17 protein-coding genes are annotated in these 21,525 nt (G+C 46.3%); 10 read left to right on the top strand and 7 right to left on the bottom strand.

What is annotated here, in order from left to right; translation table 11 throughout:
- Nucleotides 1-26 precede the first annotated feature (26 nt).
- The 3 genes from CA267_RS16765 to CA267_RS16775 all read right to left on the bottom strand — a co-directional run bounded on the left by CA267_RS16765 (nt 27) and on the right by CA267_RS16775 (nt 2,868).
- Complete coding sequence (locus CA267_RS16765; RefSeq protein ID WP_075609722.1) at nt 27-617, bottom strand: gluconate 2-dehydrogenase subunit 3 family protein; 591 nt, start codon at nt 615-617, stop codon at nt 27-29.
- Nucleotides 618-1,032: 415 nt separating this feature from the next.
- A complete protein-coding gene (locus tag CA267_RS16770; RefSeq protein WP_075609721.1) occupies nt 1,033-1,485 on the bottom strand; it encodes a cupin domain-containing protein in 453 nt (150 codons plus the stop codon).
- 378 nt (nt 1,486-1,863) lie between these two features.
- Nucleotides 1,864-2,868 carry an aldo/keto reductase gene (locus CA267_RS16775; protein WP_321174024.1) on the bottom strand — a complete coding sequence of 335 codons (1,005 nt, stop codon included), beginning with the start codon at nt 2,866-2,868 and terminating at the stop codon, nt 1,864-1,866.
- Nucleotides 2,869-3,242: 374 nt separating this feature from the next.
- Here CA267_RS16775 and CA267_RS16780 point away from each other — a divergent pair, with 374 nt between their 5' ends.
- The 3 genes from CA267_RS16780 to CA267_RS16790 all read left to right on the top strand — a co-directional run bounded on the left by CA267_RS16780 (nt 3,243) and on the right by CA267_RS16790 (nt 9,556).
- The gene (locus tag CA267_RS16780) at nt 3,243-6,257 is read left to right on the top strand and encodes a TonB-dependent receptor (RefSeq protein WP_075609719.1); all 3,015 of its coding nucleotides are present in this window, start codon (nt 3,243-3,245) and stop codon (nt 6,255-6,257) included.
- Between the two features lie 270 nt (nt 6,258-6,527).
- Nucleotides 6,528-7,520 (top strand): LacI family DNA-binding transcriptional regulator, encoded by a 993-nt coding sequence (locus CA267_RS16785; protein ID WP_075609718.1) that lies wholly within the window; start codon nt 6,528-6,530, stop codon nt 7,518-7,520.
- A 116-nt stretch (nt 7,521-7,636) separates the two neighbouring features.
- Nucleotides 7,637-9,556 carry a sialate O-acetylesterase gene (locus tag CA267_RS16790; RefSeq protein WP_075609717.1) on the top strand — a complete coding sequence of 640 codons (1,920 nt, stop codon included), beginning with the start codon at nt 7,637-7,639 and terminating at the stop codon, nt 9,554-9,556.
- 185 nt (nt 9,557-9,741) lie between these two features.
- On the opposite strand, the gene CA267_RS16795 is transcribed toward CA267_RS16790, so the two are convergent.
- The 3 genes from CA267_RS16795 to CA267_RS16805 form a co-directional block, all read right to left on the bottom strand.
- Nucleotides 9,742-10,242: an NUDIX hydrolase gene (locus tag CA267_RS16795; RefSeq protein WP_075609716.1), complete on the bottom strand. Its 501-nt coding sequence runs from the start codon at nt 10,240-10,242 to the stop codon at nt 9,742-9,744.
- Nucleotides 10,243-10,255: 13 nt separating this feature from the next.
- Nucleotides 10,256-11,434 (bottom strand): AGE family epimerase/isomerase, encoded by a 1,179-nt coding sequence (locus CA267_RS16800; RefSeq protein WP_075609715.1) that lies wholly within the window; start codon nt 11,432-11,434, stop codon nt 10,256-10,258.
- 78 nt (nt 11,435-11,512) lie between these two features.
- On the bottom strand, nt 11,513-12,505 hold the full coding sequence (locus CA267_RS16805) for a LacI family DNA-binding transcriptional regulator (RefSeq protein ID WP_075609714.1): 993 nt from the start codon (nt 12,503-12,505) through the stop codon (nt 11,513-11,515).
- A 224-nt stretch (nt 12,506-12,729) separates the two neighbouring features.
- Between CA267_RS16805 and CA267_RS16810 the strand changes: the two genes are divergently transcribed.
- The 6 genes from CA267_RS16810 to CA267_RS16835 all read left to right on the top strand — a co-directional run bounded on the left by CA267_RS16810 (nt 12,730) and on the right by CA267_RS16835 (nt 19,466).
- Nucleotides 12,730-14,598 (top strand): sodium:solute symporter family protein, encoded by a 1,869-nt coding sequence (locus CA267_RS16810; RefSeq protein WP_075609713.1) that lies wholly within the window; start codon nt 12,730-12,732, stop codon nt 14,596-14,598.
- A gap of 19 nt (nt 14,599-14,617) precedes the next feature.
- Nucleotides 14,618-15,793 (top strand): glycoside hydrolase family 130 protein, encoded by a 1,176-nt coding sequence (locus tag CA267_RS16815; RefSeq protein ID WP_075609712.1) that lies wholly within the window; start codon nt 14,618-14,620, stop codon nt 15,791-15,793.
- On the top strand, nt 15,793-17,013 hold the full coding sequence (locus tag CA267_RS16820; protein WP_075609711.1) for an AGE family epimerase/isomerase: 1,221 nt from the start codon (nt 15,793-15,795) through the stop codon (nt 17,011-17,013). Before CA267_RS16815 ends, CA267_RS16820 begins: the two co-directional genes overlap by 1 nt.
- Before the next feature lie 481 nt (nt 17,014-17,494).
- Nucleotides 17,495-18,031 (top strand): hypothetical protein, encoded by a 537-nt coding sequence (locus CA267_RS16825; RefSeq protein WP_075609710.1) that lies wholly within the window; start codon nt 17,495-17,497, stop codon nt 18,029-18,031.
- A 153-nt stretch (nt 18,032-18,184) separates the two neighbouring features.
- The gene (locus CA267_RS16830; protein ID WP_075609709.1) at nt 18,185-18,598 is read left to right on the top strand and encodes a response regulator; all 414 of its coding nucleotides are present in this window, start codon (nt 18,185-18,187) and stop codon (nt 18,596-18,598) included.
- Between the two features lie 490 nt (nt 18,599-19,088).
- A complete protein-coding gene (locus CA267_RS16835) occupies nt 19,089-19,466 on the top strand; it encodes an MgtC/SapB family protein (protein ID WP_075610095.1) in 378 nt (125 codons plus the stop codon).
- Here CA267_RS16835 and CA267_RS16840 read toward each other — a convergent pair.
- A complete protein-coding gene (locus tag CA267_RS16840) occupies nt 19,426-20,436 on the bottom strand; it encodes an endonuclease/exonuclease/phosphatase family protein (RefSeq protein WP_075609708.1) in 1,011 nt (336 codons plus the stop codon). The genes CA267_RS16835 and CA267_RS16840 overlap by 41 nt on opposite strands.
- A 375-nt stretch (nt 20,437-20,811) precedes the next feature.
- Here CA267_RS16840 and CA267_RS16845 point away from each other — a divergent pair, with 375 nt between their 5' ends.
- Nucleotides 20,812-21,429: a BON domain-containing protein gene (locus CA267_RS16845; RefSeq protein WP_075609707.1), complete on the top strand. Its 618-nt coding sequence runs from the start codon at nt 20,812-20,814 to the stop codon at nt 21,427-21,429.
- The last annotated feature ends 96 nt before the right edge of the window (nt 21,430-21,525 follow it).

Genomic DNA, 21,525 nt, shown 5'->3' on the forward strand with positions numbered 1-21,525 from the left:
TCTTAGTACTTCTCAATTCATCTGACTTAGTAAAAGGCTTTAGAACTATAAGCGCTGCCAATTTCGGAATAGGGCACAGAACCACGAAAACCGCCGGGAACAGCGAGGTAAGTCAGTTCTTTTGTTGCGCCGGGCATAGAGGTGTAATAGCCAAATACAATGAGCCCTTTGAGCATTTTAAACGCTTGATGATGTTGGTCAGTGAAGGGCGATTCTTTCGCTTCAAGCGCTGTAAGTAATTCCAACTGTTGCGTTTCCTTCGCTGCAGTAAACCCTGTGGCATATTTGTCTTCGCTACTATGAGCAATCTTGTTTAACACTTCGACTATGGCGTCGCCTTCATTTGGCGTAAACACCGCCTGAAGTTGGTGATCAACAAAATGATGACAATTAACATCTGCTGCGCTCGGTGTATCGGTTTTGGGAATGGTGAGTTCACACACCTTCTTTAAAACTTCGGTCTGAAGCGGAGAAAATAATTTAGGCTTCTCTTTCCCATTTCCCTGGCTATAGGTTGACAACGCAGCCATCGATTTGGAGCTTAACAGCACGCTTGCCGTTGCACTTCCTGCTATTACTGAAACGCCCTTAAGTATGTCTCTGCGGGAGATTTTCATTGCACTTCTACCTTCATTGTTACTTCATAAGCCGTTATGGGGAAAACGGGAATGTTATACAACCTCAGCTCAAAGACCGTGCTTCTCGACAGCGATGTATGGCGCTTTTTCACCTTATAGCCAGCTATAGATCAGGTAAACGGGCGTTACTATTCGCCAACATATGCCGCCAACATGTGAAAGTCGAGAATACTCGCTTCAGAAATTCGGGTTGTATAGTTTATTTATATGTAAATTTTATTAACAACCTGGCGTCACTTTACCTGTTTGTGTAACCGGTTTCAATTAGTTTGGAGAAAATGGTAAAAATACAAAAAGAAAACGGTAAATCATTTAAGTTTCTGCGGAGCCGAAGCCCCGCAGATAGGTTTAAACTACCGCTAACGTTTGGCAAATTCTCGCGGTGCACGTAATGTTAAGGCTGTTCAGGCAGCGGTTTCCCTTTACTGTGCCACTTCATTACAACAAATTTTAGCGGAATATCCCCGGTATTTTTAATCCCGTGTGACTCCCACGGCGACGCATAAAGCATGTCACCTGTGGAGGCTGGCGTATCTTTACCATTTACTGTCCATACGCCGTTGCCTTGCGTCACCATCAGGTATTCTTCTTCTGGATGAACATGAGGAGGATGAATTTCTTTACCAGGCTGAATGACAGCAAGCCCGGTGAGTGACTGTTCAGTTCCCACCGTATCACCGGTAAAATAGCTATAGAATACCCAGCCATCACCTTTTTCCGCTGTAGCATCTTTTAACGGCATAATAGCGGAGGTAGTAAGTTCTTCTGCTGGAGTAGCGCACACAGGAGCCAACATCGCGGCGCCCATTAAAACAGCAGTTATTTTAGAGGCTAAATGAAATGTCATGATCTACATGTTCCTTTTGGTTTAGATATTTAGGCCAACACGCCCTTGCAAAAAATTTTTTACTTTTACCGCCCGAATAACTGTTCCGAAGTATGAGTCATAACGAAGACGCCATTCAGAACACGCTGTAAACCCTTCCGTGGGCCTCAGCCGCAGCATCCATGCTGTTGCGCAGCGCCTGCTGCACAGCGCCTGTTGCACAGCGCCTGCGGACAGTTCTGAATGATACCCCCGTTTTGCCTTTTCATGTGTAGCACACTTACGAACAGCTATTTAGTGTCGGTGTGATTCTTTACGCTTAGCGTTATACTAGTTGTAGCTTTACTACTTTACGAACAACTACCATCGTGCAAGTTGTATGTCGATGTGATGTCGCTATCAGCGTCTTAAAATCGCGTCAATTTGGCCAAGCTCATCTTCACTAAACCCCGGTGCTTGAGCAATTTTTACTGCCTCTTCAATCTGTGACACCCTGCTGGCACCCATTATCACCGAGGTTACAGTAGGTTGGCGGTGTAACCAGGACATAGCGAGTTGCGCCATGGTCTGACCGCGCTCTAGTGCAATTTCGGCCAATGCCTTCACCTTCGCTAACTTCTCTTGCGTAATATCGGCACGATGAAGTCTGGGACTATCAGGACTGTTGGCTCTGGAATCCGCAGGAATACCTTCCAGATAGCGACTGGTAAGAATACCTTGCTCAAGGGGAGAAAACGGAATGCAGCCTATGCCTCTTTCCTGTAAAACGTCATGTAGATCATCTTCTTCCGTCCACCTGTCAAACATAGAATACCTTGGCTGGTGAATAAGACAGGGCGTGCCTAGTTCATTTAAGATATCTGTGGCGTAACGGGTTTGATCAGCGGTGTAGTTTGATAACCCTACATACAGTGCTTTGCCTGATCTTACAGCGCTATCCAGTGCGCCCATTGTTTCTTCTAAGGGGGTCTCAGGATCAGGACGATGACTGTAAAAAATGTCTACGTATTCAAGGTTCATACGTTGCAGGCTCTGATCCAGGCTGCTTAACATGTACTTCCGCGACCCCCAATCACCATAGGGGCCATCCCACATTGTATAGCCTGCTTTGGTAGAGATAACTATTTCATCTCTGTAACTTCGAAGGTTGTTTTTCAGTATCCGGCCAAAGGCGGTTTCCGCACTTCCTGGGGGAGGGCCATAATTATTCGCTAAATCAAAATGCGTAATTCCCGCATCAAAGGCAGCAAAGAGTTTTTGCTCTGCTAAACGTTGCGGCGTGTCCAGACCAAAATTTTGCCACAGACCCAGCGACACGACAGGAAGTCGCAATCCGCTGGTTCCGCAACGTTTGTATTTCATTTTTTCGTACCGCGCTGCTGAAGCCTGGTAGTTCATAGTCATGCACTCCATGTGGTCGATTTTTAATGATCACGACAATGCAATTCGGTTACATCGCACGTTTCACTGCTAAATTCTTGAGGCACAGGGAAAAGAGCGGTGAAGTCCTCCGCGTTTCGCCCGTCTCCTATCTGTATCTGGATATAGTGAAACCTTTATATTTCCTAGGGTTATAGGTTTTGCATATAAGAACGGCTATTTTTGTAAATATTTTGCCTCTTGTAAAGACATTGTTATTGAAAAGTGAAGGTTGATGTATTACATTGCGTGAAACATGAAAACGGTTACATGTGAACGCGTTCAAGATCCTTGTTGGGTTAGAGAATAAGAGATGTATCCGGATTCACTGTATCTTAACGCTAAGTAGGGACTGAAAAATGAAAGTATTTACGAACACACATAAGCGCTATCAGCTGTCAGCACTGACATTAGGAGTGTTGGCAAGCCTTCAGGCAGGTCAGGTACGTGCTCAGGAAACCGACGCCGCCGTTGATGAGAGCAGCATAGAAGTCATCAATGTAAGTGGTATTCGTGGTTCGCAGGTCGCATCTATCTTTAATAAACGTACTGCCGATACAGTCGTTGATTCTATTGCTGCTACCGATATCGGCAAGTTACCGGATGTCACGATTTCAGATTCGCTTCAGCGTATTTCCGGTGTTCAGATTCGACGTTCTGCCGGTGAGGGCGCATCGCTAAACATTCGCGGTTTGCCGCAAGTAGTGACTCAGCTGAACGGTGAGCAGTATCTGGGGGCTAACTCTGTTGTCTCTACTCAACCGAACTTCAGCGATATTCCTTCACAACTTTTCCGCGGTGCCGATGTATATAAAAATGCCACTGCAGATTTAGGAAATGCGGGCATTACGGGTACGGTAAACCTGAAGACCTATCGCCCCTTTGACTTTGAAGAAGGTCAAACGGTCTCAGGCTCTGTAGAATTTCAACGTGGTGATGAAACCCAGGAAAATGATCCTAACTTATCCGCCCTGTACAACTGGCATAATGGTAAAGTCGGCTTTTTAATATCCGGTACTTACGCCAATGTTAATTTAGCTAACTCCTATAACGGCTTGAACACCGGCAGTCCTGGGGATGCTGGCTGGACTGACCGCACCAGCGCCGAAGAAGTAGGCGAGCCCGGCCGTGATGGACGCGTTATTCTTGGAGCTCAAGGCTTTTCGGCGTGGAATCAGGGCACAGAGCGGGAACGTTTTGGCATAAACTCTTCTACTCAGGTGGATTTGGGTGAAGGATTTGTATTTACCGCTGATATTTTCTATACCGAGCAGGAAGAATTCAATCGTAAATTGGGTATGAGCGCCACCAACAAGTGGGGGCCACGTGGCTGGTTTACGCCTACCGAAGAACGTGCTACTGGTGCAATGATTGATGGCGGTGAGGTCTACGCATGGTCACAGGCTGAGCTGTATCCTTCGCGGTTAAAGTCGTTTACGCAGAATGACGTTTACAATAACAGCTCCACCAATATAAATTTGCAACTGGATTACGACAACGGCGGGGCGTTCACCGGTGAGTTTCGAACCATAATTGGTCGCGCTTCCCAAGAACACCGTCATGGCTATAACGAAGGCGATTTAACTAATGGTTCAACCACGTTGGGAAGAACAACCAATCTGGTTCCCTCCGATAAATGTGGCCCGAACGATGAGGTGGTAGGCGATGAAGGAGGTTGCCTGCAAGCTATTAATGCCAACGGCTACAGTGAAGATCCCCATTTAACCTACGACACTACTGGAGAACATCCGGTGTGGAGCGGCTTTGATCGCGAACTTGCAGGTGGATTGGGCGGCGGTGCCACTATCGCAGATTATATGGCAAATCTGGATAGCTATAACGTCGGAGCGTTTTCTTCTGAAGGTAACGAAAATGCAGAAGGTGATCTGAACGCGTTCAGCATGAAAGGGAAGTACCGTTTAGAAGAAGGCTATATTACCAGCATCGATGCGGGAATTCGTTACGCCAAACGTAGCGCGGAATATGAACGGTATAATCTGTTTTCTCCAGTACAAACTGCTGGGTGTGAAGCGCAATGGAAGGCCACCGACGTGCTGCTAAACGCCCCCGCACCAGCCTGTTCTGATGGCGAAACGGTTAACGGCGAATTTATGCCTTATGCCGCTTTGGAAAGTATTCCTCTTGATCAGTACAACAATGTTGTGCAGGTGACAGATTTTGGCCCTGTTAGTGGCATTCCTGCTGTCTGGGCAGCAGATCCTCGCGACTATGATGATCCCGAAGCTTTCCATAACAGAGTATTTGGTTCCAGCACGAAAAATGTAATACCGGGTTCCAGCTTTAGCGCCGATATTGCAGAATTAAACTATTTTGTTCAGGCAAATTTTGAAGCATTAGATGGCCTGTTAAAAGGTAACGCAGGCGTACGTGTAATTGAAACCGATTTATCGGTTAAACAAAATATTGCCGGTGAAAACAAAGCGTACGGCGGTACGGCTGTAGATACCGGCGATGTGCTTTCAAGCAGGGATTACACTAACGTTTTGCCATCGCTGAACGTTTCTTACAGCATTACTGATGATCTTGTTGCAAGGTTTGCTTTTTCAAAAGCAATGACCCCTTTGAACCTGAACCAGTATGGCGAAGGTTTGACTCTTAGCAACGCTTTGGATTCTGTAGCGGGAAGTCCCACCGAAGGGCAGTTTATTGTGACCGGAGGCAGCCTGGCTGGAAACCCGAATCTGGACCCGTGGGAATCGACGAATTACGACATTTCTTTGGAATGGTACACCGGCGAAGCCAGCATGATAAGCGCGGCGATTTTCCGCGTTGAGATTGACAGCTTTACCGTAAGCGAGACGGTGGATATGGAAATGCCTGACGCCGATGGTATTGTGCGCCGTAGCGTGCCTATTTCAACGCTGGTGCAGGGAGAAGGCGGCACGCTTAAAGGTTTTGAAATCGGGGCAAAAATTGCCTTAAGCGATTATCTTGCCGCCGACAGTATGTTCACCAACTTTGGTATCGATTCTAACTTTACCTATTCACCCAGTGAAGGTTCTGGCACCGATATCTACGGCGAACAAAATATGTTTAACGACAACTCCGAGCGCCAGTTTAACTTGATTGGCTGGTATCAGGGCGACCGTTTTGAAGCGCGTATTGCATACAACTATCGTAGTGAACGTTTGGCAGGACAGGGCGGATGGGGCGCGCTGAATCTGTTTCAGGACGAAACTGCCTATGTGGATGTGTCGGCCAGCTACGATATCAACGACAATTTCACTGTTTATGCGCAAGGGTCTAACGTGACCGGTGAGTATGAAGACTACTATCTGCAATGGCCGGACCAGTACGCCTTCCAGAACTACTATGAAACCCGTTACACAGTGGGTGTGCGGGCAAAGTTCTAAAACTGAACTTGCCGAAAACTGAGGTGCCAGCGTTGCTGGCACCTTTGGCTGTTGCGCTTATTAATTAGTGTAAAGGGACTTTATCAACGCGCTGACGAACATACTTATGGATAAATTTCTCTTTCTATTAAGTTTTTCACAAGTTAGGGTGTTTGTTGAAAACGAAATAGTTCAGAATAATACCTTGTGCAGGGACAGCATGATGAAACTCACTATTACGAGTGCTCGAATCCTGCAATCTTTCTCCAGATAAGAAATAAAGATAAATGTATGGCGACAATTCGAGATGTTTCTAAAGAATCCGGTTTATCCATTGCCACGGTGTCCCGCGCAATAAGTAATCCTGAGCTGGTTTCAAAGGAAAGTCTTAAACGGGTTAACCAGGCCATAGATAAACTTCAATACCGGCCGAACCTGACGTCCCAAAAATTCCGTTTACAGCGCACCAATACTATCGTTGTGCTGGTTCCCAATATTGCCAATTTGTTTTTTGCCAGTCTCATCAGTGGTATAGAAGATACGGCTGCCAAGTACGGCTATAACGTGTTGTTAGGGGATACAAGAGATATTACCAGCCGCGAAAAAGAATTTATTAACCTGGTGGAAACCCGACAGGCTGACGGGATCATTCAGCTTCGCCCCCATCATAAAGAGTCATTGCTACCTAACTGCAATGTGAAAGCAGTGAACGCAGCGGGCTGCGCGAATACTCCCTATCTTTCAGTGCGTATCGACAATACGGAAGCTGCGTATAAGGTAGTCAAATACCTGCTCGATCAAGGTCACAGAAAAATCGGAGTCATTTCTGGTTTAAAAGATAACCCCCATACCCGCGATCGTATGTTGGGCTACCGTCAGGCTTTGCAGCAGGCAAATATCGCGTTCAACGACGATTATGTAATAGAAGGGGACTTTACTCTTTGGTCTGGATTAAATGCTGTTCAGCACTTTGCGCAGCTTAAAGACAAGCCCACAGCATTATTTTGTATGAATGACGAAATGGCGATTGGTGCAATTAAAGGCTTAAAAGAGAAGGGGCTTCGCGTACCTCAGGATATCTCAGTGACAGGGTTTGATGATTTAGAGGTATCTAATTACAGCGACCCACCGCTGACTACAGTACGCCAGCCTGGTGTAAAAATTGGTGAAAAGGCCGCCGAATTACTTTTCCAAATGATCGAGGGAACTGAGCCAAAGTTAATTGAATACATCTTGCCTTTCGAACTGATAATTCGTGAAAGCACCCGGCCATATTTACTCTGACAGAACTTTTTTCTAAACGCTGAGTTGATACGAGCATCAAAAGATTGCGGTTACCGATGTACTCTTTGATTCTTCAGACTCAGGTCGACATTTACCAATGGGAATGAAATTAACTGATGAAAATAGCAATTATTGCAGGACTGCTGTCGATGATTAGCATTCAAAGCGTAGCAATGACAGTGTCTCCTTTGTTCACCGACCATATGGTGCTGCAGCGCGATAAAGAAGTCAAAGTATGGGGCAGCGCGCCGCCGGGACAGAAAGTAAAAGTCTCCGTTAATCAACAGCAATTTTCCACCGTCACTGACGAAAGTGGTAACTGGACACTCGTTATGCCACCTCATCAAAAAGGCGGCCCTTTTACGCTGCTGGTTGAAGGCGATGAGACCCGTGAAGTATCGGATTTGTACTTTGGCGAGGTGTGGATAGCGGGCGGGCAATCCAACATGGAGTGGGATTTACAGGATAATGTAGTCGGGCACGAGCAGGAAGTTGCCAATGCAGAAATACCCTTGATCCGCTTTTTTGATGTGCCAAATACGCTGTCTCCGAAAAAGCAGGAACAGTTGCCTGAAGGGCAATGGCGGGTTGCATCGCCAGAAACTGCTGGTGAATTTTCCGCTGTGGCATGGTTTTTCGCTAAGCGCTTGCAGCAACATGAAGATGTGGCGGTGGGCATCATCGAAAGTAACTGGGGCGGTACGCCGGCAGAAGCATGGACAGATATCGACGAAGTAAAAAATGTTCCGGGCTATAAAGCCATGGCAACTGAAGTGTTAAAAACTGAAAACTGGCCGCAAAAGCTTGCGGCGAATGAAAAGCGAAATACTGAGAAGTGGTCCCGGATAAACAGCGTCGAGCAGGCACTGGCCACCGGTGCTGCCGGTATCGGCTTTGATGATAGCTCATGGGCTATTCGTACTTTACCTAATACCACGGCGCTACACGATTTTGTGTGGCTACGACATAGGTTCACCCTAAGTAGAAATGAAGCGCAGAGTTCGGTTGCGTTAAGTTTGGGAGATATTGTTCAAAACGCTTTTATTTTCATCAATGGCAAGTTACTGGCAACCGAAGACTGGCGCAATGGCGACTCCCTTCATGAAGTGCCAGCTTCTATGTTAAAAGCGGGAGAGAATGTCATTGCGATTCGCGCAGCCAATGACTGGGACAACAATGTGTTTGTGGGCAAAGAGGGTGAAATATGGCTGTCGGTAAAAGGAGAAAAGACGGATCTGTTCGCAGACTGGAAATACAGCAACCAGGTAGAGCCTCCCATGCCCGATGTAAAAAACTACAGCTTTACGCCAGGATTTCTTTATAACGCAATGATTTACCCGCTGTTGCCTTATGCAGCGGCTGGAGTTATCTGGTATCAGGGCGAAAGCAATGTCGAGCGGCACCCTTATTACGCCGCGTTGTTCTCGAAAATGATTGAGAATTGGCGCACCCGCGCAAATGCTCCTGATCTCCCCTTTCTTTATGTACAGCTAGCGGCATTTTTACCGCGTCAGCCATTGCAGCCGGATAGCGCCTGGGCTTATTTGCGAGATGCGCAGCGCCAAACCTTGGCTTTACCGTTCACCGGTATGGCGGTCACTATTGATGTAGGCAATGGCGACGACATCCATCCTAAGCGTAAACGAGTGGTCGGGGAACGGCTATGGCTGCAGGCGGCAAGTAAGGTGTATGGCGATAATATCCTGTCCTCTGGTCCGGATTATCGAGCAATGGAAAACCAGGGTAGTCGCATCATCGTGCATTTTGACCATGACAAAGGCTTGCAAACCACCGACGGGCAAGCTCCTAAAGGCTTCATTATTGCAGGTAAAGATGGAGTCTTTTATAGAGGAAAGGCAACGATAAAAGGGCGTACTGTAGAGGTTCACCATCCACAAGTTAGCGAGCCCGTGGCCCTGCGTTATGCCTGGGCAGATAATCCAGCAGTAAATCTGGTAAACGCTGAAGGTTTGCCAGCTGTACCTTTTAGAACGGATAACTGGAACGCAGAACACGTAAGTGCGGCATCAGAATAAGCAACCCAAACAAAGATTGAGCAGAAAGTTAAACTGATATACTAATTCTCCCGTTGAGTGAGCACACATCAAGGAGGATTCGTACTAGTATTGTTTGGTATAAAATAAGGCTGCCACTGTTACCAGAGGCGCGATAACAGGGGCAGCCGCTTTAGCATCCAATTGCAATATGCACGTAAAGTGTATTAGCGTCTGCAAAAGCGCCGTATGGCTTCACGCAGTGATGGAAAAGCAATTGTCGTTAAATCAATTTTATCGCGCTCCAGCCAGTGAACCTGAAGAATTTCACTAGCTTCTGGAGTGAGTGTCGGGCGTGAAGACAGTTCAATCGAAAATACAGCATCACAGGTATGATACAGTACATCTGTATACCGATAGGTGTTAGGCAAAGACACAAAGTATTGCCAATCGGTCAAGGTTAACCCCAGCTCTTCTTCCACCTCTCGCGACAAAGCCTGCTCAAGAGATTCGCCGTGATCAACAAAACCGCCCGGCAGATCGAACATTCCTTTCCCCGGATTTCTGGCTCTCTGGGTAACTAACATGGCATTGTCACAAGTAATAATACCGGCCACCGCTGATGCCGTATTGTGATAATACACGAAGCCGCAGTCTGGGCAGCGATATTCAGAGCCGTTGATAGTTGAGATATTGGCGCTTCGGCATTGCGGACAAAAGTTAAACATAGTGACTCCGTAGTTACTGGCAACGCAGACGCAGCCAGTTGAATACTTCATTATGCGTCATACATAAATGATATAGGGTACTGGCGGGCATGGAAGCGTCAAGAATGTTGTTTTTTTCATCCCGACGATCGATATAATGTCCGGCACGTTCAGGGTGACGATAATGACGCATCAGACTTGATAGGGCGTTTGAGGCGTCGTTGACATAAGCATGGCTCTTGTTTTTTTCATTGGGAAACAATATTGTCATGGCCAGAGCTGCTTTCACCCATTCTGTCATAGGCCAGCAACGTTTGGTGCCTGTAATTACCTCGCCAGTTGCAGTCACGGCGTCAAGAAGTAGGTCAGAACTTTTGCAAAGACCAATTTTGAGTGCCTGGCGATAAAGCGTAGTGCAATATTTGTGTACAGGCTTGCCAGATAGGCTCCCATATTTATACAGCAGCCATACCCATTCCATCATATGGCCGGGTTCAATTACATGACTACGAGCGGGATCGGGTTGCCAGTTGTCAGTAAAAAATTCCCGTAGCACAGCCGCTTCTTCATCAAAAAAAACTGTTTCGAAAAGCGCGAACATTTCTCCGGCGTAAGCTAACCATTTGGCGTCTCTGGTGGATTCATACAACGCCATAAATGCTTCGAAAAGGTGCATGTGCGGGTTTTGCCGACGGACCTGATAGGCATAATCACCTTCTTTCCATCCTCCGCGTGAACCTTTTAATAAATGTTCAATGATGTTTATTAAATTATGGGCATTTTTCAGCGCGTGTAAATCGTGAAACACTCGATAGCGCCATGCGTAAGCCAAAAGAAAAAAGGCGCAGTCGTACAAATCTCGCGAAGTATCAATAACCTGATTTTCAGCATTTAGTATGGTGGGATAAAAACCCGGAGAATGACTTTCGGTCGAATTCGCCAGGAAACTGTCAATGCCATGCAGGATGTCACTACCTGAATCTGTCCACCCACGCGTTTGGCCGTAGCAGACGCAGAACATTTGCCGGGCTTGAACTCGAATTCGCTTGTGGCTGCGTAAATCGGGATGACCATGGGCGGTAAAGGTCTCGATGCTAGCGCCACTTGCCTCAAAACCATTGGCTAACCATACGGGAAAAACCTGTTGTCCCAGCCAATGATCATAAGCATTAGCGGCTTCAACTAAACGGCAATTGTTAATTTTACTATTCATTCAAACGCGCTGTCGGAATTACGAGATATAGCTCAATAATACCTTAAAAATGAACCGGTTCAATTCTTAACTGTAATGCTATTGGAAAGGCCCGGTGCTTTCGCGAATAATAAACTCAAAGGGAAGAATGACTTCTTCCGACTTTGGCGTGTCACCCTGAATAAGAGATATCAGCATTTCAGCGGCTTTCTCGCCAATTTTTTCTGCAGGCTGGGCGACCGTCGTAAGTGTAGGCACTACATATCGTGATACATCCATATCGTCAAAGCCTGCGACGGAGAGATCCTGTGGAATGCAAAATCCTTTGTCGATAAAGCCTTTCATAGCAGCAATGGCCATTTCGTCATTCATACAGAAGAAAGCAGTGGGCATGTTTGGCATCTGACAAAATTGTTCGGCGGCACTTAGACCAGACCAGTAGTTGAAATCGCCTTCAACGACAAGGTCTTCATCGTAATCTATACCAGCTTGAGACAACGCCTTTTTGTAGCCTTCTAATCGATCAATCGTATGGGGGTTATGATGCAGACCTGAGATAACACCAATACGTTTATGCCCAAGACCAATAAGATGCTTAACGATTTTTTCTGATGCGGCAACATTGTCTATACGGACAGAATAAGAAGGTGTCCCACTACTGCTACTGGCGGTAACACTGGGAACGCCTTTGATAGGCAATAATGCTTCATCTTTGTAATACGGACGCAGATTAATTAAACCATCAGCAAGCCGGGTTTCGACCATGCGGATGAATTCTCTTTCTCGCTCAAGAGAGTCTTTAGTGTCGCCTAACAACACGCTAAAGCCAGCAGCCTGGGCAACAGCTTCAATCCCGCTAATCACTTTGGCGAAAAACAGGTTAGCGATATCGGGCACCATTACTACCAGCGTTTTAGAAGTGCTGGCACGGAATTTCTGCGCCAGCATGTTGGGCTTGTAGTTAAGCTTTTTTATGGCCGCTTCAATTTTTACCTGGTTTTTTCTGGAAACTTTTTGCGGATCATGTAGTGCCTTTGAGATAGTGCCGGTAGATAATCCAGCTTCACGCGCTACGTCTTTGATTGTCGCCATAAAAGTTCCTTTGTTTCTAAAGCCAGTGCACGCACTATACCTGACAAACGACATATGGGAATAGTGATTAAGATACCAATGGCTAACGGAGATATTCTCGAATTTTTAGAAAATATTTGTAGGTAAAAAGGTTATATTTTACTTGAATTGTGAACCGGTTCAATTTATGTTCTTGTAGCATAGTTGCTCCACGTTGTTAACAGGCTGTAACACGGAATGAATATATGAAGCTGTCTACCCTGGACGTACTGGTCGTTGTTGGCTATCTGATTGTTGTGGTACTGCTGGGTGTTTTTATCTCAAAAACAGCGAAAAAAAATACCAAGGGATATTTTCTTGGCGGAAACCGTATTCCCTGGCCTTTTCTCGGCTTGTCGAACGCATCGGGTATGTTTGATATCAGCGGCACCATGTGGATGGTGTATCTGCTTTTTATCTATGGTTTAAAGAGTGTATTCATACCCTGGTTGTGGCCCAGCTTTAATCAAATTTTTTTAATGGTGTTTCTATCTATCTGGTTGCGCCGCTCCGGAGTCATGACCGGGGCCGAGTGGATCCGTTTTCGCTTCGGCGTTAGCAGAGGTGCTACGCTCAGCCACCTCATCGTTGTCCTGTTTGCATTGTTAAGCGTGCTCGGATTTTTGGCCTACGGGTTTATCGGCATTGGTAAATTTGCCGCTGTATTCCTACCCTGGCAACTTAACTCCGATCCTCACATGAACGAAGTTTACTACGGGCTTATCGTCACCGCATTAACCGCTATCTATGTGGTAAAGGGCGGTATGGTAAGCGTGGTTTTTACGGAAGTCTTACAGTTTATTATTATGACTGTGGCCTGTATTGCTATTGGCATTATTGCTATGCAACAAGTGTCTCCACAGATGCTTCAACAGGTGATTCCAGACGGATGGGAAAGTTTGGGGTTTGGCTGGCAGCTTGACCTCGACTGGAGCGGTGTCCTTGAACAGGCCAACGCGCAGATTGTGACGGATGGTTGGTCCTTATTTTCAGTATTCATCATGTTGGTGTTGTTCAAAGGCATTTTACAAAGCATGGCTGGCCCAGCGCCAAACTTCGATATGCAACGGGTATTATCTGCCCGTAGTCCCACTGACGCTGCGAAGATGAGTGGTTTCGTCAGCATTGTACTGCTATTTCCCCGCTACATGATGATTACCGGTTTGACCATTCTGGCTTTGGTTTACTTCATGCCGGCGCTACAGGCGATGGGTGAAGAGGTAGATTTTGAGCAGATACTCCCGTTTGCTCTGGCAAACTTTGTACCGAACGGTCTGCTAGGGCTGATTATCGCGGGATTGCTGGCTACCTTTATGTCTACCTTTGCCGCTACTACTAATGCCGCACCCGCCTACGTAGTTAACGATATCTATCGTCGCTATATCAATCCTGAAGCTACGGAAAAGCAAGCAATCTGGATGAGCTATATGGTGTCCATTGCCTTTATTGTATCGGGGACGGTATTTGGCCTGTTTATTCCCTCTCTGAACAGCATCGTAATGTGGCTGGTTTCCGCATTATATGGCGGCTACACCGCTTCGAATCTCCTTAAATGGTACTGGTGGCGGTTTACCGGCATGGGCTATTTCGCTGGCATGTTGGCGGGCATTCTTGCCGCCATTCCCATGATGTTTACCGATATTTCGCCGCTCTACGGGTTTCCTGCCATGTTTACTCTGTGTTTGCTGGCTTGTGTTGTGGTGAGTTTAATATCGACTCCGGATGATATGGCGGTGCTAAAGCACTTCTACTTGAAAACCCGGCCCTGGGGTTTATGGGGGCCCGTTCTACGTGCGCTACAGGCAGATAATCCCGCCATCCAAGCTAATCGGGACGGGCTACGGGATGCCATAAATATTGTGGTCGGAATTTTCTGGCATACCGCATTAACTGCAGCACCCATCTTTATGGTGATACGGGAGTGGCCCGCTTTTTTTATTGCTATGGCTGTTGCAATAAGTACTACAGTGTACTTGAAATTTTTCTGGTGGGACAATCTGCAGGATTGGCCCACCGACATAAAGGCGGCAGAACCGACTCAGCCCCTCTCATCTCAACTCCAATCTTCAAAATAATCGCGAGAGAACAGATTTTATGACGCAATCTTTATTCGACGAACGCCTTGATGCTTTACGTACGGCTCATGAGGCTCTCATTCAGAAGAAGAATTCGCCAACGGGGCTGAGCAATGGCATCTACCAACGCTGGGAAAACCCCGTGATAACGGCAGCGCATATTCCATTGAACTGGCGTTATGACTTTGACCGCCAGACCAATCCTTTTCTGATGGAACGCATCGGCGTAAACGCCGCTTTTAATGCCGGCGCAATCTATTTTAACGGCAAGTACCTGGTTGTGGTGCGGGTAGAGGGGGCGGATCGGAAATCCTTTTTCGCCGTAGCGCAAAGTGACGATGGGGTAAGCAAGTTTACATTTTGGAATCGGCCCATCGACATGCCAGAAACCCATGAGCCAGACACCAATGTTTATGATATGCGTTTAACGAAACATGAAGACGGCTACATATATGGGCTGTTTTGCACTGAACGCAAAGATAAAACGCGTATGGATGATACGTCAGCAGCCGTTGCCCAGTGTGGCATTGCGCGCACAAAAGATTTAGTGAAGTGGGAGCGTTTGCCTGACCTTATCACTCACAGCGGTCAGCAGCGTAACGTGGTACTGCACCCCGAATTTATCGATGGCAAATACGCCTTGTATACGCGTCCGCAAGATGGCTTTATTAGTGTCGGCGGTGGCGGCGGTATAGGCTGGGGCCTGACGGCTAGCATGGAAAACGCGCAAGTTGATGAAGAAAAGATTATTGATCAGAAGGTTTACCATACTGTTTATGAGCTGAAAAACGGGCAGGGGCCTGCGCCTCTAAAAACCGCTCAGGGTTGGCTGCATCTGGCACACGGCGTTAGAAACACTGCTGCAGGGTTGCGTTACGTGCTTTATATGTTTATGACAGACTTAACTGCGCCATGGAAAATTATTTATAAACCTGGTGGATTATTTCTTGGGCCCGAGGGCGAGGAACGGGTAGGCGATGTGAGCAATGTAGCGTTCACGAACGGATGGATACGTAACCAGCATGACGATGTTTTTATTTATTACGCTTCTGCTGATACGCGGCTGCATGTGGCCACCACCACGATAAACCAGTTGGTCGATTACTGTGTTAATACGCCAGAAGATAAGTTGACCTCAGCAGCATCCGTATGTGCAATTAACACGCTCATCAGTAAAAATGAGGGCAAATTGTAATGGCAGTAGCCGCGTTGCCTTATAAACCTTTTTCCCGCGAAGCGGTGCTTGGTGAACTTGAAGGTATTGCGAATTGGTGGGCCACCATCGCGGTAGATGAGGAACAGGGGGGCTTTTTTGGCGAAGTCGACGCGTTTTCAAAACCCGTATCTGGCGCTCCCAAAGGTGTCATTCTGAATACCCGTATCCTTTGGTTTTTCAGCGAACTGGCGCTTTTTAATGGCGATACCCGCTACACCGCCCTTGCCACCCGGGCTTACGAGTGGATTTGCCATAATCTGGTTGATCACGAGTTCGGCGGCTTATTTTGGGAAGCTGATTCTGCTGGTCACCTGGTGCAGGGTAAAAAGCAAAGCTATGCGCAGTGCTTTGGCATCTACGCGTTAAGCCGGTACTACGCGCTAACCCAAAATTCCGAGGCACTGGTCTTGGCAAAAACATGCTTTCAACTAGTAGAAAAACACGCCAGAGATAGAGAAAACGGCGGCTATATAGAGGCCTGTACGAGAGAATGGGGCGCTATTGAAGATTTCCGTTTAAGTGAAAAAGATCTCAATTGTCCTAAATCGATGAATACCCATTTGCATGTACTTGAAGCGTACTCGGCGCTGTATCGTGTACACGCTGACGATGAGGTTAGCGAAGCGCTGCAACATATTGTTGATACATTTCTCGAACGAATCATGGATGGTGCAACCGGTCACCTAAAGCTGTTTTTTAGCCAAAAATGGGAAGATCTGTCAGCTACTGTATCGTTTGGCCATGACATTGAGGCAAGCTGGCTACTTCATGAAGCGGTGGAAATTCTTGCTGATGAGAAGCGTAAAGCGCAGGCCGAATCGGTCATACTTGCTTTGGCAGAAAAAACACTTCGTCAGGGTATGAGTGATGCCGGCTTTTTATGTGATGATGCCGATGTTTCCAGCGGCCACCGTAAAAATATCAGCTTCTGGTGGGTACAAGCAGAAGCCCTGGTAGGTTTTTTTAACGCTTACCTGCTCACCGGTAACAGCGGCTACTACCACACGTGTGAGACAATCTGGTCGTTTATTCAGCGTTATCATAAAGACGATCAAGGTGGTGAATGGTATTGGACAGCAAAATGTCACCACGCACCAGCCGAACCTACCTATAAAGCCGGTTTCTGGAAGGCGCCTTACCATAGTGGACGCGCGATGATGGAACTTTGCCATCGTTTCGATAAACTGACACCGAGGTAATCCTACTACGCATGGATGTAATGCTTCTTTGCCACCGATCGAGAGAGTTTATTATCTATACGTAGCAGAATATAATTACTCATCTTTCCCGGAGGCATAGGGAAGAATTCACGGATGATTCGTAAGTGATCGCAGAAACTGTAGCTGGGGTAACCTGAAAGCTTATTTGCTGACATAGACGGATAGAGGAGCTCACCATAGAAGTACGTTTTATTTATTAATAGTAATAATTATCATTTACAGATCATCCATCAAAAGGTAAAGTTATTTCTCTTGGAAATAGTCTCTCTAATAGAGTTTTAGCTGGTCGAACGGCCAGCTTTTTTTCGCACAATCGTTCCTCGTCTCTTTAATGCTGCACGGGTCTTTATCACGACTGGCAGACATTAATGCTATTGAATCAATCTCTTAATCTTTTTGTGTAGCAGGATGATATGCTTTATGGTACTTGTCATTAAACAACATTAAAAAGGAAGAGGGAGTGACTGCATCAACCTATGTCACAATAAGAACCTTCGACAAAGCGCAATTAAAGCAGGCTATTATTTTCTCTGGCATTAGCCCTAAAGTCATGCGGCGGGTGTTTGGCGCGTGGATATTGTTCGCGCTAATCGTAGGGGTAATTGTGTCGTTGGCTCCAGATCTGAGTAAAACATTCATTTTTACCACCTTTGGAGCACTTATCGCATTCACCATTGCCATGTTTGCGCAAAGCCGTATTGCAGAAGGGTGGCCCTCTATCGTTTTTTTAGAAAACGAAATTTGCGTTATTCGCGATCCGCAAAAAAGGGAATTCATCTGTGTACTGCCTGACGCAGTGAAGCAGGTAGAGCCTTCTTTTATTAAACCTAATAAAAAGGCTGTAGCCGTAGTACTGGATTCTGAAAAACTTTCGCAGCACGATGTCGTTTTGCTAAACAAAGCAGTTTGGCCACGGGACGACAGACTGTTGGGGCTTGCCCATTTTATTCCACGGGAAGAAGCCTGCGAGCGCATCAGAGAGACTTTACCCTCGTAACGTTAAGAATCTTCAGCTGCAAAATGTTGGCCTATGTTGTGCTTACCCTTTATCGGAGCTTCCGTTGGGCAACTTTAGCGGGTGTAGGTGAGTCTACTCGGGTTAACATGAACCACAGTGGGATAGAGGCCACAGCGCCAATAAGAAAACAATATGCCAGAAAAAAATGTTTTGACAGTATTAGTGGCAGAAAATAATCCTGTTGCGGCTAGCCGCCTCACTCGTCTGCTTGCTGGTTTAGGATGGAAAGTAGATTACGCTGCGAGCGGTAAGCTCGCTATCAGGCTGGCGACGCTGAACCGTTACGACGTGGCTTTGCTTAACATCCACATGCCAGATATGGAGGGCGAAAACATATGCCGGAAATTAAAATTACTTAAGCCGAATCACCCACCCGTAATCTTAATGGCGCCACAAAGTAGTGCGGGTATTGACCTCAGCCACTGCACTGCAGACGACATTGTCTCTGATCTTAACAACTACAAAGATGTGGTAGAGCGTTGCCAACGGCTCGCTGCTTTAACAGCAAGCGCCCGTAGATTGCCAGAATTGGCAGTTTCTGCTTAGCCAGGTTTATACCTGACTTTTCCGTTCTTAAACAAGCACCACGAAAAATAACCACCCATTACTCTCGTCACAGTAAAGCCTTCGAGCTGTAGTCTCCCATGTTGTGCATACCTTTTCAGAAAATAACGCTGTCATACTCTACAAAAAAAATGAAGCTAGCTTTGACTCGTGTCAGTAGTGATAATTAATTTTATCCGCAACGACTTGCACTCCCTTAATGAAAACTGAAGGACTTAGTTGAGTCGCTTGAATGAAATGCTACGTTTAATAGGGGCACGTAGGAATTTGGCAACGCGGGTACCGCCCTTGTTATAAGGAAGCCGAACCTCGCCTGCTTCATTAACCGCCAGATACGTCCTGAGTGAGTCGATATCACATTGATTTGGTATGACTACATGAGTAGGCACTGTTATTGCTTTTCAGAATAAAATCAAGAAGGAGGAGCTGCGTGGATTTGGATCTACACCTGATATTCTATCACTTCTATCAAATGGGTATAGCGTTCATTCTTGCATTACCCATTGCTTACAATCGAGAACATAGAGCCGACGGGGCTGGCATCCGTACATTTCCACTGGTAGCAATATCTGCATGTGCATTTATGTTGGTGGGAAGGGATGTTTACGAGGACGGCGAAGCGGAAGCTCGTGTAATGTACGGCATTGTTACCGGCATTGGCTTTATCGGGGGCGGCGCCATCCTTAAAAACAGCAAGCGAGTAGCCGGCACTGCGACTGCAGCAGGTATCTGGTTGGTAGGAGCGCTGGGTGTCTCTGTAGCCTACACCCGCTATGAAATCAGTCTAGTGCTATCGTTCATGGGGTTCATTATTTTCCAGTTTTCTGATCCGATGAAGAAACGTGTTTAATCCGGTTAGGGTTAAGCTGGAGCTTTGTTAATAGGGGAAAATGGTCTGAGCCGTAACCGGGCAGACGTTTAATATGAACCAATTCAAATTCGGCACTGTGAAAAACGTGATCCAACGGCCAGCGTATCGGGGGATATTTTGCGTGGAAAGTATTGAAAAAACCTCGCCCCCTGCGCGGATCTTTAGCGCCGCTAGATTTTCTGAATTTGCGAGTGGTGGGTGACCATGCTACATCGTTTAAATCGCCAGCCACAATTACAGGTACCGTTTTCTCGGCAACTTCGCGCCCAATAACCGCTAATTCGGCATCTCTTGGACCGGCTGTTTCATTCTCTGTTGGACTCGGAGGCTTCGGGTGCAGACAGTACACTACAACCTCCTGCCCGGCTAATTCAATGGTAATTTCCATTGAGGGTACGCCTTCCTCAATAATGTAGCGGATTTTCTCCGCCTTAAAAGGAATGCGACTGTATAGGTGCATACCATAAAGATTTTCAAGAGGGCAGGCAAGGCGGTGCGGGTATGAGTCGTGAAGCTCTGCTAGTTCTTTTTCCCATTTACCGTTGGTTTCCAGAGTAATGAGTAAATCAGGTTTATTCTCTTTCACCAGACCTTTCAGTCCAGCGTAGTTTTCGTTGTACATATAGACGTTGCTTGTCATGACGGAGATGCATTGCTCCGCCTTCGCTTCTTTGACTCTTACTACTTCTTTTTTCCATAACCTTGTGTAAGGAATTATCCATAAAACCTGGTAAAAAATGGCTGCCCCCAAAGCGACCATGAAAACAAGGGAGGTCGTTAAATGACTGCCAAAGTTTATTCCCCAGCCCAAGAGAGTCACCAATAAGAGGACGAACAACTGCACGCGGGGAAATTCCCATACGCGGATTGTCCAGTGCTCTCCTGGTAAAAGAGGAGCAATAGTCGTAAACAGCAGCAGAGTGCTCATTAGTGAGAGCGTCTCAAACATAAGCGATTGATCCTTTTAAGAACATTCTGAATTTACAGCAACTTGTTGCGGATACCAAGATCAAAGACAAAGGGTAGTACAGCAATAAAGCTTATCAGGTTTAGTAGTACGCGTTAATTGTAACATTATGAGATAGCCCTTTATCGTTATTTTCCGGCCATACTTTCAGTATGGTGGCGTAGCCAATGATGGGAGGTGAGACGGATTTATCTCTGCACGTTTCTCTGAGTAAAAACTACTAATTTTACCGTAAACATTGCAGCAAATTTTTGCGAAATGTTGTCTTTAGCCGCGGTTTTCGCAATATTATCAAGCTATTAAGTGTTGGCATAGAACTAGCTTTGTACTCAGAGTATTGACAAAGGAGAAACAAACATGAAACGTTCAATTTTATCGTTGATAGTAGCTGGTACACTGTCTGCTTCCGCTCTAGCCGGTGATATGAATAACGAGAATAAATGGGAGAAAGGCGCAAAAGATGCGTGGATAGACGGTAAAGCTGAAGCTACGTTGCTTTTTAATGGAAATTTAAATTCTTTCGATATTAATACCGACGTCCAAAACGGTAAAGTTGTGCTGACAGGAAAGGTCGAAAATTCCGTTGATAAAAAACTAGCAGAAGAGTTAGTTGCTAATATTGATGGAGTAAGTTCTGTAGATAATCAACTCTCTGTGGTTGAAGACTGGGACAATGATGAAATGACCGCTTCATCTAATTCCGATGTGGATGACGACGATGCGGATGATGAAAACGCATTAACCGACGCGAAAATCGCTACGGTGATCAAAACGCGTTTGCTTATGGACAGCGATATCTCTGGCTTAGACATCGACGTTGATGTAGAAGATGGAAATGTAACACTGACCGGAGACGTAGGTTCGGATGCTGAACGGCAACTAGCGGTAGAAATTGCTAAAAATGCTTCAGACGTGAAGAATGTAGAAGACAATTTAAAAGTCGCTACAAAAACAGCAATGACCAATACTCAGTAGCTAACGCTCCAAAGTAAAGAAAAAGGCACCTCGGTGCCTTTTTTTAGCTCTACAAGTTGCCCTGTAAATTTTTCCCATCACTCAGCAAAGCTTATA

It is taken from the genome of Alteromonas pelagimontana, from assembly GCF_002499975.2.
Lineage (GTDB): Bacteria > Pseudomonadota > Gammaproteobacteria > Enterobacterales > Alteromonadaceae > Alteromonas > Alteromonas pelagimontana.

Excerpts from the sequence above, each read along its gene's own strand:
- CA267_RS16800 (WP_075609715.1), bottom strand. The coding sequence starts at position 11,434 with ATGAATAGTAAAATTAACAATTGCCGTTTAGTTGAAGCCGCTAATGCT.
- CA267_RS16775 (WP_321174024.1), bottom strand. The coding sequence starts at position 2,868 with ATGACTATGAACTACCAGGCTTCAGCAGCGCGGTACGAAAAAATGAAA.
- CA267_RS16795 (WP_075609716.1), bottom strand. The coding sequence starts at position 10,242 with ATGTTTAACTTTTGTCCGCAATGCCGAAGCGCCAATATCTCAACTATC.
- CA267_RS16785 (WP_075609718.1), top strand. The coding sequence starts at position 6,528 with ATGGCGACAATTCGAGATGTTTCTAAAGAATCCGGTTTATCCATTGCC.
- CA267_RS16780 (WP_075609719.1), top strand. The coding sequence starts at position 3,243 with ATGAAAGTATTTACGAACACACATAAGCGCTATCAGCTGTCAGCACTG.
- CA267_RS16835 (WP_075610095.1), top strand. The coding sequence starts at position 19,089 with ATGGGTATAGCGTTCATTCTTGCATTACCCATTGCTTACAATCGAGAA.
- CA267_RS16805 (WP_075609714.1), bottom strand. The coding sequence starts at position 12,505 with ATGGCGACAATCAAAGACGTAGCGCGTGAAGCTGGATTATCTACCGGC.
- CA267_RS16830 (WP_075609709.1), top strand. The coding sequence starts at position 18,185 with ATGCCAGAAAAAAATGTTTTGACAGTATTAGTGGCAGAAAATAATCCT.
- CA267_RS16820 (WP_075609711.1), top strand. The coding sequence starts at position 15,793 with ATGGCAGTAGCCGCGTTGCCTTATAAACCTTTTTCCCGCGAAGCGGTG.
- CA267_RS16770 (WP_075609721.1), bottom strand. The coding sequence starts at position 1,485 with ATGACATTTCATTTAGCCTCTAAAATAACTGCTGTTTTAATGGGCGCC.
- CA267_RS16815 (WP_075609712.1), top strand. The coding sequence starts at position 14,618 with ATGACGCAATCTTTATTCGACGAACGCCTTGATGCTTTACGTACGGCT.
- CA267_RS16810 (WP_075609713.1), top strand. The coding sequence starts at position 12,730 with ATGAAGCTGTCTACCCTGGACGTACTGGTCGTTGTTGGCTATCTGATT.
- CA267_RS16845 (WP_075609707.1), top strand. The coding sequence starts at position 20,812 with ATGAAACGTTCAATTTTATCGTTGATAGTAGCTGGTACACTGTCTGCT.
- CA267_RS16790 (WP_075609717.1), top strand. The coding sequence starts at position 7,637 with ATGAAAATAGCAATTATTGCAGGACTGCTGTCGATGATTAGCATTCAA.
- CA267_RS16765 (WP_075609722.1), bottom strand. The coding sequence starts at position 617 with ATGAAAATCTCCCGCAGAGACATACTTAAGGGCGTTTCAGTAATAGCA.
- CA267_RS16840 (WP_075609708.1), bottom strand. The coding sequence starts at position 20,436 with ATGTTTGAGACGCTCTCACTAATGAGCACTCTGCTGCTGTTTACGACT.